The sequence below is a fragment of the Streptomyces altiplanensis genome (genome assembly GCF_053591575.1).
In genome coordinates this window covers 1-15508 of sequence record NZ_JBSFUB010000071.1, presented here as the reverse complement: position 1 = coordinate 15508, position 15508 = coordinate 1, and the positions used below count along the sequence as shown (strand labels likewise).

The 15508-nt window shown below is 72.4% G+C and carries 15 protein-coding genes; 5 read left to right on the top strand and 10 right to left on the bottom strand.

The annotated features are described in order from the left end of the window. Positions 1 to 1683, bottom strand: coding sequence for a glycoside hydrolase family 13 protein (locus tag ACWD0Y_RS26150; RefSeq protein ID WP_450262770.1), 1683 nt, complete (start codon positions 1681 to 1683; stop codon positions 1 to 3). A gap of 213 nt (positions 1684 to 1896) precedes the next feature. Next, positions 1897 to 3168: an ABC transporter substrate-binding protein gene (locus tag ACWD0Y_RS26145; RefSeq protein WP_450262768.1), complete on the bottom strand. Its 1272-nt coding sequence runs from the start codon at positions 3166 to 3168 to the stop codon at positions 1897 to 1899. Positions 3169 to 3335: 167 nt separating this feature from the next. On the opposite strand from ACWD0Y_RS26145, the gene ACWD0Y_RS26140 reads away from it, so the two are divergent. Genes ACWD0Y_RS26140 through ACWD0Y_RS26130 form a run of 3 tightly spaced genes read left to right on the top strand, consistent with a single transcriptional unit; the run spans position 3336 to position 6939 of the window. Continuing rightward, positions 3336 to 3842 carry a PadR family transcriptional regulator gene (locus ACWD0Y_RS26140; RefSeq protein ID WP_450262767.1) on the top strand — a complete coding sequence of 169 codons (507 nt, stop codon included), beginning with the start codon at positions 3336 to 3338 and terminating at the stop codon, positions 3840 to 3842. After that, entirely contained in the window at positions 3839 to 4612 is a 774-nt protein-coding gene (locus ACWD0Y_RS26135) for an ABC transporter ATP-binding protein (protein WP_450262766.1), read from the top strand. The genes ACWD0Y_RS26140 and ACWD0Y_RS26135 overlap by 4 nt, the downstream gene beginning before the upstream one ends. 2 nt (positions 4613 to 4614) lie before the next feature. Next, positions 4615 to 6939, top strand: coding sequence for an FtsX-like permease family protein (locus ACWD0Y_RS26130; protein WP_450262765.1), 2325 nt, complete (start codon positions 4615 to 4617; stop codon positions 6937 to 6939). Between the two features lie 64 nt (positions 6940 to 7003). Here the strand turns inward: ACWD0Y_RS26130 and ACWD0Y_RS26125 are convergent, their stop codons facing one another. From ACWD0Y_RS26125 to ACWD0Y_RS26100, 6 genes are all read right to left on the bottom strand, one after another. Beyond that, complete coding sequence (locus ACWD0Y_RS26125) at positions 7004 to 8251, bottom strand: S1 family peptidase (protein ID WP_450262764.1); 1248 nt, start codon at positions 8249 to 8251, stop codon at positions 7004 to 7006. Positions 8252 to 8578: 327 nt separating this feature from the next. Then, the gene (locus tag ACWD0Y_RS26120; RefSeq protein ID WP_450262763.1) at positions 8579 to 9835 is read right to left on the bottom strand and encodes a glycosyltransferase 87 family protein; all 1257 of its coding nucleotides are present in this window, start codon (positions 9833 to 9835) and stop codon (positions 8579 to 8581) included. Positions 9836 to 10058: 223 nt separating this feature from the next. Beyond that, on the bottom strand, positions 10059 to 10922 hold the full coding sequence (locus ACWD0Y_RS26115) for an ABC transporter permease (protein WP_450262791.1): 864 nt from the start codon (positions 10920 to 10922) through the stop codon (positions 10059 to 10061). 11 nt (positions 10923 to 10933) lie between these two features. Next, positions 10934 to 11791 carry an ABC transporter ATP-binding protein gene (locus tag ACWD0Y_RS26110; RefSeq protein ID WP_450262790.1) on the bottom strand — a complete coding sequence of 286 codons (858 nt, stop codon included), beginning with the start codon at positions 11789 to 11791 and terminating at the stop codon, positions 10934 to 10936. A gap of 50 nt (positions 11792 to 11841) precedes the next feature. Next, positions 11842 to 12192, bottom strand: a complete 351-nt coding sequence (locus ACWD0Y_RS26105; RefSeq protein WP_450262762.1) for a transcriptional regulator — start codon at positions 12190 to 12192, stop codon at positions 11842 to 11844. Beyond that, positions 12189 to 12698 (bottom strand): hypothetical protein, encoded by a 510-nt coding sequence (locus tag ACWD0Y_RS26100; RefSeq protein WP_450262789.1) that lies wholly within the window; start codon positions 12696 to 12698, stop codon positions 12189 to 12191. The genes ACWD0Y_RS26105 and ACWD0Y_RS26100 overlap by 4 nt, the downstream gene beginning before the upstream one ends. A gap of 132 nt (positions 12699 to 12830) precedes the next feature. On the opposite strand from ACWD0Y_RS26100, the gene ACWD0Y_RS26095 reads away from it, so the two are divergent. Further along, positions 12831 to 13106 (top strand): hypothetical protein, encoded by a 276-nt coding sequence (locus ACWD0Y_RS26095; protein WP_450262761.1) that lies wholly within the window; start codon positions 12831 to 12833, stop codon positions 13104 to 13106. Positions 13107 to 13338: 232 nt separating this feature from the next. Continuing rightward, positions 13339 to 13617 (top strand): DUF6355 family natural product biosynthesis protein, encoded by a 279-nt coding sequence (locus tag ACWD0Y_RS26090; protein WP_450262760.1) that lies wholly within the window; start codon positions 13339 to 13341, stop codon positions 13615 to 13617. A 147-nt stretch (positions 13618 to 13764) separates the two neighbouring features. On the opposite strand, the gene ACWD0Y_RS26085 is transcribed toward ACWD0Y_RS26090, so the two are convergent. After that, entirely contained in the window at positions 13765 to 14523 is a 759-nt protein-coding gene (locus ACWD0Y_RS26085; protein WP_450262759.1) for a GNAT family N-acetyltransferase, read from the bottom strand. 236 nt (positions 14524 to 14759) lie between these two features. After that, positions 14760 to 15362: a GNAT family N-acetyltransferase gene (locus ACWD0Y_RS26080; protein ID WP_450262758.1), complete on the bottom strand. Its 603-nt coding sequence runs from the start codon at positions 15360 to 15362 to the stop codon at positions 14760 to 14762. Between the last annotated feature and the right edge of the window lie 146 nt (positions 15363 to 15508).

Genomic DNA, 15508 nt, shown 5'->3' with positions numbered 1-15508 from the left:
TCATGAGGCGGAGTGGTCGCCGGTCCACCAGGCGGCGGTGGCTCCGGGGAGCACACCGTCGGGGCAGGGGCCGCTGGAGAGCAGGGGGGTCCCGGTCACGGGTGCGGGTACCGGCTCCGTGCCGAAGTTGACGGTGCAGATCAGTCCGTCACCGCGGGCCATGGCCAGGACCTGCGGGGGCGCGTCGAGCCAGCGCAGGGTGCCTTCGCCCAGCTGCGGCAGGCTGCGCCGCAGTTGCAGGCCGTCGCGGTACAGGTGCCAGAAGGAGCGGGTGTCGGCCAGGGCCCGGTCGGTGGCGTGGTCCGCGAACCACTCGGGCTGCGGTAGCCACGGCCGGGCCCCGGCCGCGCCCTGGCTGAAGCCGAACGGGGAAGCGTGGCCGGACCAGGGCAGCGGGACGCGGCAGCCGTCGCGGATGCGCTTGCGGCTGCCGGTGCGGTGGAAGATCGGGTCGGTGAGCACCTCGTCCGGCAGGTCGAGGACCTCGGGCAGCCCGAGCTCCTCTCCCTGGTAGACGTACGCGGCGCCGGGCAGGGCGAGCATGAGGAGGGCCGCGGCGCGGGCGCGGGCGGCGCCGAGGCCGCTGCCCTCCACGCCGGGCTCGCCCGCGTACCGGGTGACGGTGCGGACCTGGTCGTGGTTGTTGAGGACCCAGGTGACGGTCGAACCGGTGCCGGCGATGTCGCGTATCGCCTCGTCGATGGTCGAGCGGAAGGCGTCCGCGTCCCAGGGGGCGGAGAGCAGGTCGAAGAAGAACGCCTGGTGCAGTTCGTCGGCGCGGACATACTCGGCGTGTTCGCGGGCGGTCGGTACGGAGACCTCGCCGACGAGCAGCCGGTCCTTGCCGTCCCGGGCCGCGTACTCGTCGCAGACCGAGCGCCAGCGGCGCCACACTCCGTGGACCTCGGGCTGGTTCCAGGCCAGCTGGTTGACCGAGTCGCGGGCCCGCTCGTCGGCGTACGGGTCGTGGGAGTCGGGGAGCTCCGGGTGCTTGAAGAGCCCTGCGGCGACGTCGATGCGGAAACCGTCCACGCCGCGGTCCAGCCAGAAGCGCAGTACCCGCTCGAAGTCGTCGCCGACGGCCGGGTCGCGCCAGTTGAGGTCGGGCTGCTCCGGGGTGAAGAGGTGGAGGTACCACTCTCCCGGGGTGCCGTCGGGCTCGGTGACGCGGCTCCAGGCGGGGCCGCCGAACATCGCGCGCCAGTTGTTGGGCGGCTCGTCCCCGCCGGGGCCGCGGCCGGGCGCGAAGTGGAAGCGGGAGCGGGCGGCGCCGCCGGGGCCCGCGGCGAGCGCCTCGTGGAACCAGGGGTGCGCGCTGGAGCAGTGGTTGGGGACGATGTCGAGCAGCAGCCTGAGTCCGAGGCGGCGGGCGTCGGACACCAGCAGGTCGAACTCGGCGAGGTCGCCGTAGACGGGGTCGACGCCGGTGTAGTCGGCGACGTCGTAGCCGTGGTCGTGCTGCGGGGACGGGTAGAAGGGGCTGAGCCAGATGCCGTCGACGCCGAGCTTCCTGAGGTAGGGCAGCCCGGCGCGTACGCCGGCCAGATCGCCGATGCCGTCCCCGGTGCTGTCGAGGAAGCTGCGGACGTAGACCTGGTAGATCACCGCGTCGCGCCACCAGGGATCAGGGGTGGCAGCGGTGCGGGCGGGGTGGCCGGTACCGGCCGGAAGCGTGCTGAGCATCTCGCGTCGACCTGTTTCTGCTGGATGCGAGTGCGCCCCGGATCGGGTGCGCCGTTATGCATGCATGTTAAGTAGCAGCGACTGGAAGGTGTCAACGATGTGTCCAGAACCAGCTGAAAGCTGGGATGGTTTGTACCGGAATGAAGAGAACAAGAAAGAAGGCCACTACCTAACATGTAGGTAGTGGCCTCGTGAGTGGACGGAGCGGTGGCGTCAGTCCCCGCGGGAGATCGCGGCAAGCTCGCGCGCGAGCCGCTCCACTGCTTCCCCGGGCGTCTGCCGCAGCGCCATGACGTCCTGCGCCACCGCCTGGACGGCCAGGCTCACCTGGTCGTAGCGCGGGCTCTTGGGCCGCGGGACCGCCGACAGCACGCTCTTGCGCAGCGTCGGCAGATACGGATGGGCCTCGATCAGCTCCGGGTCCTCGTACAGCGCGGCGCGGACCGGCGGCAGTGAACCCTCGGTGAGCACCTGGCGCTGGACCCGCTCGCTGGTGAGGTACGCGATCAGGTCCGCGGCCGACGCCGGGTGGCGGGAGTGGCTGCTGACGGCGAGGTTGGAGCCGCCCAGCACGCTCGTCCCCGGTCCGTCCGGTCCGGGCAGCGGCACCGCGCCGAACCTCCCCGCGACCTTCGAGTCCCCGGCGCGCGCGTCGGTGTAGACGTACGGCCAGTTGCGGAGGAAGAGCAGCCTGCCGTCCTGGAACGCCTGGCGGGACTCCTCCTCCTTGTACCGGAGCGCCTCGCGGGGGATCCAGCCCTCCCGCACCCCGTCCGCCAGGAACGTCAGCGCCTCCCGGGCGGCGGCGGAGTCCACGGTGACGCGGTCGCCGTCGTCCCGCAGGATCGACCCGCCGGACGAGTGCACGGCCTCGGTGACGTTGGCGGTCAGCCCTTCGTAGGGCAGGAACTGGCCCGCGTAACCGTCCAGGCCGTACCCGGGGGCGATCGTGCGGGCCTGGCGGGACAGTTCGGCCCAGGTGCGGGGCGGCTTCTCGCCCTCCCGCTCCAGGATGTCCTTGCGGTAGTAGAGCAGTCCGGCGTTGGTGACGTACGGGACCGCGTACAGCCGTCCGTCGAAGGTGGCGGTGTCGACGACCGGCCGCAGGAAGCTCTTCAGCGGGAAACGGTCACGGTGCAGCGGGGAGATCCAGCCCGCCGCGGCGAACTCGGACGTCCACGCCACATCGATGTTCAGCACGTCGAAGCGGTCGCTGCCGGAGCGCAGTTCGCTGGTCATCTGCGCCCGGGTCTCGTCGGCCGAGTCCGGCAGCTCGACCAGGGTCACCCGCTCGTCGGGGCGGGCCCTGTTCCAGTCGTCGAGCAACGGCGAGAGATAGTCGGTGAGATCGCCGGCCGTCACCAGTGTCATGGGCCCACGGCCCTCGGGGCCCGCCGGCCGGGCCCCGGCGCCGGAACCGGCATGGCCGGTCAGCAGTACCGCCGCGACCAGGAGCCCTCTACCCGCGGCACGCATCCACCGCATAGGTTCCTCCCAGTGCACGATCCGGCTGCGCCGCCGGCCATCGTGGCCTATATATACCCGTTAGGCATGGGCGATACTAGACGTCCAGGCAGACGGGGTGAGTGCCACCGGCCACACGGCCGCTGCCAGGCCAACAGGAAACCATGCCAGCGGAGGGAGGGGGGCGCGTGCGGCTGCCGCTCCTGGCGCTCCTCACCCGTGGCCCGGCGCACGGTTACGAGCTGAAGCAGGGCCTTGAACAGCTCCTCGGCGCCGCGTACCCTCAGCCGAACATCGGCCAGGTCTACGTCACCCTGGGCCGGCTGGAGAAGAGCGGTCTGCTCGACGGCGAGGACGTCGAGCAGTCGGGCCGGCCCAACAAGCGCACGTACCGGCTCACCGACGCCGGGCGTGAGGCGGTGCAGGCCTGGTTCGAGGAGACGACGGACGAGCCGAGGGTGCGGGACGAGTTCTTCATGAAGCTCGCGCTCGCCCCGGAATCGGGACTCGCCGACCCGATCGCACTGATCAACAAACAGCGGCGGCAGTACCTCAACACCATGCGGAACCTGTCGAAACTGGCCGCCGCCGAGGACCGGGACAACAAGATCTCCCAGCTGCTGATCGAGGGGGCCATGCTGCATCTGCAGGCCGATCTCGACTGGCTGGAGCGCTGCCAGGAGGAGCTGGAATGAGCGACACCACAGCGCCTTCGGGCGGGGCCGCCGCGCCCATCGTGCGCGCCGAGGGGCTGACCAGGACGCACCGCGGCGAAGGCGCACCGGTGCACGCCGTGCGCGGTGTGGACCTGACCGTCCGGCCCGGTGAGTTCGTCGCGGTCACCGGGCCCTCGGGTGCCGGGAAGTCCACACTGCTGCATCTGATCGGCGGTCTCCAGCGGCCCGACAGCGGAAAGCTGTGGCTCGACGGGCAGCGGGTCGACACGTACCGCGAAGCCCGCTGGGCGGTGCTGCGGCGGCGCAGCATCGGCGTCGTCTTCCAGTTCTTCAACCTGGTCTCCAACCTCACCGTCGCCGACAACGTCGAACTGCCCGCGCTGCTCGCCGGCGCCTCCCCCAGAGCCGCCCGCGCGTCCCGCGCCGAACTCCTCGCCGAGCTCGGCCTCGAAGGCCGCGAGAAGTCCATGCCCGGCGAGCTCTCCGGAGGAGAGCAGCAGCGGGTCGCGCTCGCCCGCGCCCTGGTCAACCACCCCGCCCTGCTGCTCGCCGACGAGCCGGCCGGCAGCCTCGACAGCAAGGGGACCCGGGAGGTACTGCGGCTGCTCTCCCGCTTCCACCAGCGCGGCCAGACGATCCTGATGGTCACCCATGACGCCCGGATGGCCAGCGCCGCCGACCGTGTCATCAGCTTCTTCGACGGACGCATCGCGGACGACGCCGAACTCGGCGCCGGGCGGAGCGGCCCGGGCGGCGGGGTGTCCAGCGTGCTCGAACTGAAGGGGTGACCGTGCGGGCCACCCTGCGCTGGGCGCACGCCGACTTCCGCGCACACCGCGGCGAGGCCCTCTTCGTCGTCCTCGCCAGCGCGGGGATCATCGCCTCGCTGCTGCTGGCGGGCGCGCTGTTCAGCTACGCCGCCAACCCGTGGCAGCGGACCTTCAACCAGTCGCAGGGCGCGCACATCTGGCTGCAGACCAGGGCGGGCGCCGACACGGCCGCCCTGTCCGGGCTCGACGGCGTCGCCGCGCTCTCCGGCCCCTACCGGACCGCTGCCACCACCGTCGAGACGCAGGGCGCGCGGGCCGCGGTCGCGCTGCGCGCCGCACAGACCCGGCCGCCCGAGGTGGGGCGCCCGCTGGTGACCTCCGGCAGCTGGCTCGCCCCGTCCGGCGGCGGCGCGGCGGCCGGCACCGTCGTACTGGAGAGCTCGGTCGCCCGGGCGCTGTGGGCCGAGCCCGGCGACACCGTACGGGTCACCGGGCAGGACGGCGCCGCGAGCGCCCTGCGCGTGAGCGGCGTCGCGGAGGCGGCGGAGCCCCGTTACCGGCCGGACGGCGGGCCCGGCATCGGCTGGGTGCTGCCCGGCACGCTCGACACCCTCGCCCCCGACGACACCGGACAGAGCGTGGGGCTGCGGCTGGAGAACGCCGGCGACACCGACTTCATGGTCCAGCGGGCAGTGACCGTGCTCGGCGCCGACCGGGTCGCCCAGGTCACCAAGTGGCAGCAGGCGCGGGCGGATGTCGGCGGCGACGACCGGCTGCTCGGCCAGCTCTTCGCCGTCTTCGGTCTCGGCGCGCTGCTCGCGGCCGCGTTCGCCGCGTCCGGGGCGATCGGCGCCCGCGTGCGCGGGCAGTTGCGGGACATCGCCGTGCTCAAGGCCGTGGGCTTCACGCCGGGGCAGGTCGTACGCGGTTTCCTCGTGCAGCATCTGGCGTTCGCCCTGCTCGGCGTCGCCCTCGGGACGGCGGCGATCGCCGTCCTGGGCGAGCGGATACCGGGCCCGATCGGCGACGCGGCCGCCCTGTGGCAGGACCTGCCCGGATACGCGGCGCTCATGACCGGCGTGCCGTGCGGCGCGATCCTGCTGATCGCTGCGGCGACCGGGCTCGCGGCCTGGCGCGCCGGGCGGGTCCCGCCGGTCCCGGTGGCCCGCGCCGCCCAGCCGTCGGCCGCGCCGATGACCGCATTCGGGCGGCGGGCGCTCGGACTTCGGGTGCCGCCGGCGCTGGTCCTCGGCTGGCGCTCGGCCTTCCCGCGCCGGGGCCGTACGGCCGTCGCCGTGGGGCGCCTCGCGCTGCCGCTGGTGCTGATCACGGTCGCGCTGGTGGCCTGGTCCACACTCGACCGGTTCCGCAGCCGGCCGGCGGAGATGGGGATGCCCGCGGCGCTGACCGTACGGGCACAGCAGCCCGGCGGGCCCACGGAGGAGGAACTGCTGCGGACCCTGGCCGAGGTCCCCGAAGTCGCCGCCGTCCATCCGGGCGCCGAGATGGCGGCCCTCGTACCCGGGCAGACCGGCACCATCACGCTGCGCGGGCTCGGCACCGCCGGACGGCCGTATCCGTCGGCCGTCGCCGAGGGCCGGGCGGCCCGTGGCCCCGACGAGGCGGTCGCGGGGCAGGGGCTGCTCGACCTCCTCGGCGTACGGATCGGCGACTGGGTACGGATGACGGTCGAGGGCCGGCCGCAGATCCTGCACATCGTGGGCCGCAGCATCGAACCGGAATCGGGCGGACGGGTCGTCTCCACCACCCTCGACGCCCTGGAGGACCGCGATCCGCGGCTGCGGCCCGACTTCCACGCACTGGTGCTGGCCGACGGCACCGACCCGAGGACCGTACGGGCCGCGCTCGACGAGGCGGCGGGCGGCACCCTGGAGATCCGCGAGACACCCAACCCCGCCGACCGGCTGGAACCGGCGCGCGGGGTGATCGCGGCCCTGATCGCCGTACTGGCCCTGATCGGGCTGACCGAGCTGCTGACGCTGATCGGCACCGGGGTGCGCGACCGGGGCCGGGACCTGCTCGCGCTGAAGGCGATCGGGCTGACGCCCCGGCAGATCGGCTCGGTGATCGTGATCGCCGCCGGCCTGACGGCGCTGGTGGCGGCCGTGACCGGGACAGCGCTCGGTGCGCTGTCGGGGGTGTGGCTGGTGGACGCCCAGGGCAGCTCGAGCGGGATGGGTGCGGGCATCGCCCGTCTGCCGCCGTGGCCCGTACTGGTGGCCGTCGTGACCGGCGCGGTGGTGGGGGCGGTGGCGGCGGCGTCGCTGCCGGCGACGCGGACGGCGCGACGGCGGCTGGCGGACTCGCTGAGCGAGACGCTCTGAACGTGGCCCGGGGGCGTGCGGGGTGCCGCACGCCCCCGGGTCTGTGGGGGAAGGTGGCTGCGGCTCAGTCGCCGTCGAAGCCGCCCTGGTTCTGACCGCCCTGGTTCTGGCCGCCCTGGTCTTGGCCGCCCTGGTCTTGGCCGCCTTGGCCCTGCTCCCCCTGGCCCTGCGCTCCCTGGCCCTGACCGCCGTCGCCCGCGCCGATCTGTGCGCCGACCGCCGCCAGTGCCGCCGTCACCGGCTGGAAGAACGTCTCGCCTCCCGACGTGCAGTCGCCGCTGCCGCCCGAGGTGAGGCCGATCGCGCTACCGTCACGGGTGAACAGGGCACCACCGCTGTCGCCCGGCTCCGCGCACACATTGGTCTGGATCAGCCCGGTAACGGTGCCCTCCGGGTAGTTCACGGTGGCGTTCAGCCCGGTGACCTGGCCGCTGTTCAGGCCGGTGGTGCTGCCCGTACGGAACACCTCCTGACCGACCGCCGCGTCGTCCGCGCGCACGATGTCCAGGGTCTGGCCGTCGCCGAGACCGACCGTGCTGGGCGCCTCGGTGGCGGGGTCGTCGTAGGTGACGAGGGCGAAGTCGCCCTCGCCGGGGAACGTCGCCTGCTGGACCGTACCGACCGGTGCGCCGTTCGGTTCCTCGGACCACTGGTCGCCGACGACGCCGCAGTGTCCGGCGGTGAGGAAGCCGGGCCGCCCGTCGCCCGTGGTGACGTTGAAGCCGAGAGAACAGCGCGACCCGCCGCTGAAGATGGCGTCGCCGCCTTCCAGGAAGGGCTTGAACTCCCCTTCCGACTTCTGGATACGGGCCATGCCGGAACCCAGGGACGCGACGGCGGACTCCAGCCGGTTCCAGCTGTCACCGGTGACCGTGCGGTCCGCGGTGACCAGGATCTGGTTGCTTCTGGGGTCTGTGGCCCAGGCCGTGCCCGGGATCGCGGCCTCACGGGCCAGCGTGTCCGACGCCGACTTCAGCCCGCTCATGCTGTTCCCGACCGGTCGCGCGACGGCCCCTGCCTCGTTGACCCGGACGGCCGTCTCGTTGCCGCCGCCACTGACGTTGACGACGAGCTGCTGCTTCTGTGCGTCGTAGTACGCACCTGCATACGCATCACCGAGTTCCGGGCCGAGCCGCGCGAGCAGGTCCTGGGCCGCGCCGGCGCTCAGGGTTCTCGGCTCCGCCTTCGGCTCGGAAGCGGAGCCGGACTGCGATGCGTTGGCGTGGGGCAGCAGCATGGCGGCCGCAGCGACGCCCACCGCCCCCGCTCCTGCAAGAACGGCCTTCCGGCCGGGTATTCGCCTGTGACTCAACTCGCCGCCTCCTGTGGGGGGTACGGAATCCGGTCGCCGACGACAGACCGGGGGACGCGTCCGCCCTTGGATACGTACGGGAGAGACGTCGCGCTCATCGCAACTGCGAAATCCACTGGCCGACGTGGTGTCAGCAGGTCGGCGTAGCACGGTTCGTGAGGGAAGCGCGGCGCCGCACCGGGTGCGGTACCGGACTCCGGTGTCCTGGCCGGACGGTCGTACTCCGCACAGATACGGCTCCGTATGCGGGCCAAAACCGGCGCCTGACGGCCCGGCTCGCAGGGCCGGGCTCACGGACGCTGGTCCCCCAGGCGTATGTCATCGGCCTCACGGCTGCCGCGCCGGTACGCTCACCCTCCACAGCCGGACGGCCGACAGCGCCGCCGCTCCGACCAGCAGCAGGTCGCGAACGAAGAGGTTCGCGACGGCCGACGGATCCCCGTCGTCCCGCAACTCCCGGTACAGCAGCGGAAAACCGAGCGTCGTGAACAGGCACGCGGCCAGCAGCAGCCAGGCGACCGGTCGTTGCGATGTCTCCCGCCGCAGCAGACACACCGCCGCCAGCCCCACCAGCCACACCAGGTACTGCGGGCTGATGACGCGGCTCGTCACCACGAACAACAGCACCGCGGTCAGCGCCGCGTCCGCGAGCAGCCACGGCACCGTCCGCACCGAGCGCCGTCGCCACCACAGCAACCAGCCGAACGCCAGCACCGTCAGCCCTTGCATCACCGTGCTCACCAGCCCGACGTACGGCCCCACGAACTCGTGCGACCCGTCCTTCGCGGCCCAGGTACCGCTCCAGCCGAAATGCCGCGCCACGTGGAACGGCAGCGCACCCACCGACTCGATCTGAACACCCCGCGACCTCTGCGCCGTCAGAAACCCCAGCGCGTGCGGCATGACCAACGCGAACCCGGCCACCAGAACTCCCCCGGCCACGGCCATCGACAGCCAAGCCGCACGGGTGCGTCGCCCACGTTCCGTACCCACCAGCAGCAGCACAGGCCACACCTTGATCAGCGCTCCCAGCGCGACCAGCGCACCGAACACCCGGTCCGCCCAGACCCGCCGGGACGCGGCAGCCGCGAGCGCGGCCATCGCCACCGCCGTCACCTGGAGGTCGAACCGGTTCCACGGCAACGTACTCAGCACCGCTACCGCGACGGTCCACAGCCATACCCCGGCGAACGACCGGCCTCGGCGTACGGCGGCGTACAGCAGCCCCGCCGCGACCAGCGCGTCGCACACCGCGCTCGTCACGATGAACGCCTGGCCGTAGTCCAGGACGGGCACCAGGCCCGGAGCGAGAATCGGCAGCGCGGCGCCCGGCGGGTACTGCCAGCTCACGTCGTGCGCGGGGAACGCCCCCGAGGACAGTACGGCGTACCAGCCCCGGTACATCCGGTCCACCGACGGGTCCAGCGAGCCGCCTCCCGTGAACGCCGGCAGCTTGAGCGCCGCCGGCACCAGCCACAGCCGGGTCAAGAACCACACCGCAGCCACCGCCCAGGGCGCGCGCCCCAGGCGTCGGGGCACTGACACGACGGGGGCGAATCGGGTCCGCAGCCTGCTCCACAGCATTCCCGCACTCTAGGAGGGCGCCGTCGCCCGAAGAACTACGGGGCAGTCCGCGGTGATGGCCGGCGCCACGCCGGACACGTGCGCGCAGGCCGCGTCCTGCACGCAGACCGGCCCGGCTGACCGCTTCGCAGCGAGGTGCGGATTCGCCTCGAGCAGATGACGCCGCGGGCGAGTCGGTGTCTGCCGAAGTCGTAGTCCCGGTCGGCGGACAACCGCTTGGCGGTCACGAGGCCGCCTGTGCGGGCAGCGTGCCGCTCTGGGCCGCCTTGCGGTGCCGCGCGGACAGCCGGGAGCCGGACTCGCGGCGGGCGGCGCGGCGCAGGAGGGGGACCGCGAGGAGGAACCCGAGGACCGCCCAGGCGGTCAGGACCAGGGCGACCATGGGCAGTTCCCAGGAGCCGGCCGCCTCGGCGGCCCGTGCCGTGTCGGGGAGCAGCGCCGAACGCAGGCCCTGTGCCATCCACTTGAGCGGGAAGACCGAGGCCACCTGCTGGACCGGCACGGGCAGCGAGGTGATCGGGAACACCGTTCCGGAGGTGAACAGGAGCCCCATCGTCGGCAGCATGACCAACGCCAGTGCCTCGCGGGGGTTGGGCAGTACCGCCCCTATGGCCGCGCCCAGCGGTACGACGGAGAGCAGCCCGAGCGTGGTGACCCACAGCAGCGTCAGCCAGTCGCCCGGGCCGTGCGGCAGCGGCCCGTCCACCAGCAGCGCCGCGGCCGCCAGGAGCAGGGCCAGGGTGCCGACCGCCACGACGACCACCAGCACGCACTTGGCGACGAGGTAGGCCGGTATCCCGCCGGGTGTGGTGCGCATCCGCAGCAGGACCCCCTCCTCCCGTTCGGTCACGAGTATCTGCGGGAGGTTGATCAGTCCGATCTGGAACAGCAGGTAGGCGGCGAAGCCCGCCAGCATCAGGTGGGCCATCGGGGTCCGGGTGCCGGGCACGTCGTCGCTGACGTAGGCGGCGACGAGTAGTACGACGACCACGTTGGTCAGGTGGCCGGACATCTCCTTGCCGTTGCGCAGGAGGTGCCGCAGCTCGATGCCGCCGCGCTGGAGCCCGGCACGCCAGCCGTTCGTCATGGGTGTCTTCCTCATGCGGCCCGTGCCTCCTCGTCCGCGTCCCCGTCCGTGCTGTCGGCCTCCTGGTGCACCATGTGCAGGTATGTGTCCTCCAGCGTCGGGCGGCGGACCTCCAGGCCGGCGATCGGGCCGTCCGCGTGCCGGTGGAGTTCCCAGACCAGCTGTGAGGGGTCCTCGGTGCGTTCGCGGCGGGTCGTCCCGTCGTCCGCCGTCCAGCGGACCTCGGCCTGGGCGGCGGCCTGCCGGGCCAGTTCCGCGGGCGTGCCGCAGACCCGGATCCGGCCGCCGACCAGCATGGCGATCCGGTCGGCGAGCCGCTCGGCCTCCACCAGGTCGTGGGTGGTGAGCAGGACAGTGACACCCTCGTCGCGGGCCAGCCGTTCGACCAGTACGTGGAACTCGTGCCGCGCCTGGGGGTCGAAGCCGGTGGTCGGCTCGTCCAGGAAGAGGAGTTCGGGGCGGCCGACGATGCCGAGCGCGACGTCCAGCCGCCGGCGCTGGCCGCCGGACAGCCGGTCCACCTGCCGGCCGGCCTGGCCGGCGAGGCCGACCAGGGCCAGCAGTTCGGCCGGGTCGCGCGGGTCGGGGTAGTACGTGGCGAAGTGCGTCAGCAGCTCGGCGACCCGCCAGCGGCGGTGGTCGCGCCAGGACTGCAGGACCAGTCCGATCCGGCCGCGCCACGCGTCGTCGCCCCGCTCCGGGTCCGTACCGAGGACGCTCACCTCACCGGCGGAACGCCGCCGGAAGCCCTCCAGGATTTCGACAGTGGTGGTCTTCCCGGCGCCGTTGGGTCCGAGCAGCGCGAAGACCTCACCCCGGTGGATGTCCAGGTCGACGCCGTGGAGGACGTCGATGCCGCCGTACGTCATCGTCACGTCGCGCGCGTGGACGACGGGCTGGCCGGGTGTGCGCTTCGGCGTCAACGTCCTGCCTCCGAGTGGTGTCGCTGTCGTGGTGTTTCGGCCGCCGCCGGGGAACCGGCGCCCTCGACGATCGCCCGGAGCGCCGCGACGTGGCCCTCGAAGGCGGTGCGGCCGCGGTCCGTCAGCCGTACCGTGGTGCGCCGCTTGCGGCCGCCGCCCTCCTTGTGGAGCTCCAGGTATCCGGCCTCCTCCAGGGTGTGCAGCTGTTTGGAGAGCGCGGAGTCGCTGAGCGAGAGGCTGTCGCGGACGAACGCGAAGTCCGCCCATTCGGTGGCGGCGAGCAGCGCGACCACCGACAGCCGGGTGGCGGGATGGATCAGCTCGTCGAAGCCGGCGGGGACGCTCATCGGTCTGCCCCCGCGCCCGTCGCTCCGGTGCCTGCCGCCTGTGTGCCGCGGCCCCGCGCCGACCCGGCCGCCCAGCGGCCCGTCGGGCCGACGAACAGCACGAACACCGTCGCCGAGACCGTGGCCTGGATCAGGCTGGCCGGCATCGGCTCCAGCGAATCGACCAGACGGCCGGACAGCAGGACCGTCCCGCCGGTCACCACCGCCCCCGCGACGAAGGTCCCGAACATCCGCGGGGTGCACCGGGTGTGGTGCAGGCGCACCCGGCTCCGGCGGTTGTGGAGCACGGCCAGCGCGCCCAGCAGCGCGACGTACCCGGCGAGGACCAGCCCCACGCCCCACCCGGGCAGGTCCAAGCCCAGACCGGCCAGGAAGAGCCACATGAGCGCGGCCGTGGCCCAGGTGGTGCCCGGGCTGCCCGCGGCGGACCGCTCGACCTCGTCGTACACCCGCTCCTGCGGCACCCTGATGCGCTGCAGGTCCCTCCATGCCTGTTCGGCGTCCATCGGCGTGCTCACGGCCCTCGCCCTCCCGTCCCCGCGTTACTTTCCCATGAGGAAAGTTATCTTTGACTTTCCCGATAGGCAAGTCGACGGTTCGCCGGTGCCGGCACCCGGCACCGCACCCCGGGCGGCGCGGTGCCGGCCGGGCTCGCCCAGGCCGGCCGCGTCAGGGCCGACGAGCAGGACAAGGGGCCGAACGGACCGCGGGTGCACGCCGTCGCCGGTGGACCGTTGCCCGGCCTCCTACTCCGGGCCGCGGACGAGAGAGCCGCCGAGCACGTGCGGGGCGTACAGGCCCTCCTCGTCGAGATCGGCACCCGGCTTCGCGCGACCGTGCTGGACCGGCTCGCCGAGCGGGTACGCGCGGCGCTGGGGACGGCGCGCAGCCCGATGCCCGTACGACGGCGGTGATCGGCCCGATCGAACGGACGCCCCCGTCGAGGGCGCTCCGGCACCTTGCGATCACACGCTCGAACCGAACTCGCGCGGGCACCCTTGCCGCCACCGCAGAGCTCACCCTCCGGGCGGACAACCGGAATTGTCAGACAACTCCTAGAACTGAAGAACGATCAGGACCAGGCGGGAGTTTTTCTATTTCTGCGGACATTGTTCGCCGGCTTCGCCGTATGGGTACGTTCCCGTCATGCGTACACGACGACTGCTCCCCCTCGCCCTGGCCGCGCTCCTGCTGGGCGCCACCGCTCCGGCAGCCACGGCCGCCCCCGCAGCCGACCCCTGTGGGTATTTCACCCGCAACCACCTGGCCTTCTACAACCACTGCACCAACGACGGCTCCCGCATCAAGATCAAGATCGACCGGATCAACTGGCCGGACACCACCCACTGCGTCGACCCCGGCACCACTCAACTCGGAACCACACAGCAGATCCGCAACGCCTGGTACACCGGCCGGCTCTGCTGAACCGGGCGTCGGTTTCCGGACTTTGGGCAACTTCTTTGCGGACGGCACCCCCGGACAAGGGTGTACGAAGCGACTGCCCGGGCGGCTCCCCACCGTCTGGTGGCCGCCCGGAAAAAGGTGAGGCCAAAAGCCACAACGACTCCGCCGTCACCGTTCGAAGCAGTGAGAGTGGCCGATGGCGGAGAAACCGCGGCGCTCGTACCAGTGGCGTGGCCAGTCCGTCGCATCAGCGGTCAGGAATCGGGTGTCGCAGCCCTTGTCGGCGGCCCGGCGCAAGGCGGTGGTCAGGACGGCATCGGCGTAACCGCGCCCGAGGTGGGCCTCCGAGGTGATCAGGTCCTCGATCTGGGCTGTACCGGTTGCCGGGTCCAGATAGAGGTCGGCCCATGAGGCGACCTCGCCCTCCTCCGTACGGGCACCGAGGAAGTGAACGGCATCGGCTCCGCGCCGGCGAGCCTCGCGTCGGTCGACGAGATGGCGTATGACCTCGTCGTCGACGTCTGGAAGAAGGTCCCGCCATCGCCGGGTGAGCGGGATACGTATCGCGTCGAGGTCCATCTCCTCCGCGGGCCCGCCGGCCGGCACCGGGCCCGTATGCAGCATGACCAGATAGGTGGAGTGGGTGTATCCGGCCCGGATCAGCGGCTCTGCGCACGCCATTGCGACTTCGTCGTCAAGGACGGAGATCAGCCGGTGCGGCAGGTGCCCCAGTGCTTCCTCCGCGATGGCGGGCACCGCCTCGGAGTCGACGGCCCTGTCGATGACGACCTGGTTGTTCGCGCGGGAATGCGCGAAGGCGTCGTCATATACGGCGAACCCGCCCGGGAGGCCGACGATGCGCGCGGCCTGGCGGCGGGCGAAGGCCGACAGGAAGGAGTTGATCCGCTGCAGTTCTGAGTTCGGCATGGGGGGAGCGTAGGCAGCCGTGGACCACGGCCGCCTACGAATTGCCCCCGTCGGGCGAAGGCTTCTCGGGGTCCTTCAGGCCGCCATGACCGCCGTCGCTCCCCCCGTCTTCGGCGGGCAGGACGCACCGCGCGACGGCTCGCGGGACCCGTGAGCCGGACCGGCGACTCGGCGGAATGGTCGTGCGAGAACGGTGCCCTGAACCTGCCGACCCTTTCCGGTCACAGCTCACAGCACTAGCGGGGGTCCTTGCGCATGCACCACGTGCGGGGGCCGTTGTCGGGGAGCAGGACCTCAGCGGTGACCTCGAAGCCGAGGCGTTCGTAGAATTTCACGTTCCGCTCACTGGAGGTCTCCAGGAACGCCGGGTACCCGGCGCGTGCGGCCGCTTCGACGCCGGGAACCAGCACCGCGCCGCCCAGGCCCTGTCCTTGGGCCTCCGGGGCGACTCCCACCGTGTCGAGGAACCACGCCGGCTCTTGCGGCCGGTACGGAGCGACGGCCCGCTCCGCGGACTCGTAGGCGGCCGCCCGGTCACCCATGAGGTCGCCGAGCAGCGGGCCGACCTCGGCAAAGGCGGGCGAGGGGTCCTGGTCAGGAGTGGCCCATACAGCGACAGCGCGGCCCCTGTCGGCAACCCACACACGGCCGTACACCATCCCGACCCGGGTCAGGCAGAGCTCCTGGAAGCGCCGGATCCGGTCCTCGTGGCCGTCTGCGGCGACCACGTGCCGGGTGTAGGGGTAGTCGGCGAAGGCCCGGGCGAGGGTCTCGACAGCGGTGGGGACGTCGGCGTCGGTGAGGGGGCGTACGGCAGGGGCGTCCAGGTGGTGCGGCATGCCGGTTGAACGGTCTTGCCGGAAGGTGAGTTCCCAGGAGCGTCACGCCGGTGATCCGGGACGGATCGCCACCGACCTGGCGGTGTGGCCTGACCGGCAAGATTCATCTGGCCTGCGACGCCTTCGGCCGCCCGCTCGCGCTGCTA

Bases quoted from the DNA above. Each gene is read 5' to 3' on its own strand.
- ACWD0Y_RS26150 (WP_450262770.1), bottom strand. From the start codon at position 1,683: ATGCTCAGCACGCTTCCGGCCGGTACCGGCCACCCCGCCCGCACCGCT.
- ACWD0Y_RS26145 (WP_450262768.1), bottom strand. From the start codon at position 3,168: ATGCGGTGGATGCGTGCCGCGGGTAGAGGGCTCCTGGTCGCGGCGGTA.
- ACWD0Y_RS26135 (WP_450262766.1), top strand. From the start codon at position 3,839: ATGAGCGACACCACAGCGCCTTCGGGCGGGGCCGCCGCGCCCATCGTG.
- ACWD0Y_RS26120 (WP_450262763.1), bottom strand. From the start codon at position 9,835: ATGCTGTGGAGCAGGCTGCGGACCCGATTCGCCCCCGTCGTGTCAGTG.
- ACWD0Y_RS26115 (WP_450262791.1), bottom strand. From the start codon at position 10,922: ATGACGAACGGCTGGCGTGCCGGGCTCCAGCGCGGCGGCATCGAGCTG.
- ACWD0Y_RS26110 (WP_450262790.1), bottom strand. From the start codon at position 11,791: ATGACGTACGGCGGCATCGACGTCCTCCACGGCGTCGACCTGGACATC.
- ACWD0Y_RS26105 (WP_450262762.1), bottom strand. From the start codon at position 12,192: ATGAGCGTCCCCGCCGGCTTCGACGAGCTGATCCATCCCGCCACCCGG.
- ACWD0Y_RS26100 (WP_450262789.1), bottom strand. From the start codon at position 12,698: ATGGACGCCGAACAGGCATGGAGGGACCTGCAGCGCATCAGGGTGCCG.
- ACWD0Y_RS26090 (WP_450262760.1), top strand. From the start codon at position 13,339: ATGCGTACACGACGACTGCTCCCCCTCGCCCTGGCCGCGCTCCTGCTG.
- ACWD0Y_RS26085 (WP_450262759.1), bottom strand. From the start codon at position 14,523: ATGCCGAACTCAGAACTGCAGCGGATCAACTCCTTCCTGTCGGCCTTC.
- ACWD0Y_RS26080 (WP_450262758.1), bottom strand. From the start codon at position 15,362: ATGCCGCACCACCTGGACGCCCCTGCCGTACGCCCCCTCACCGACGCC.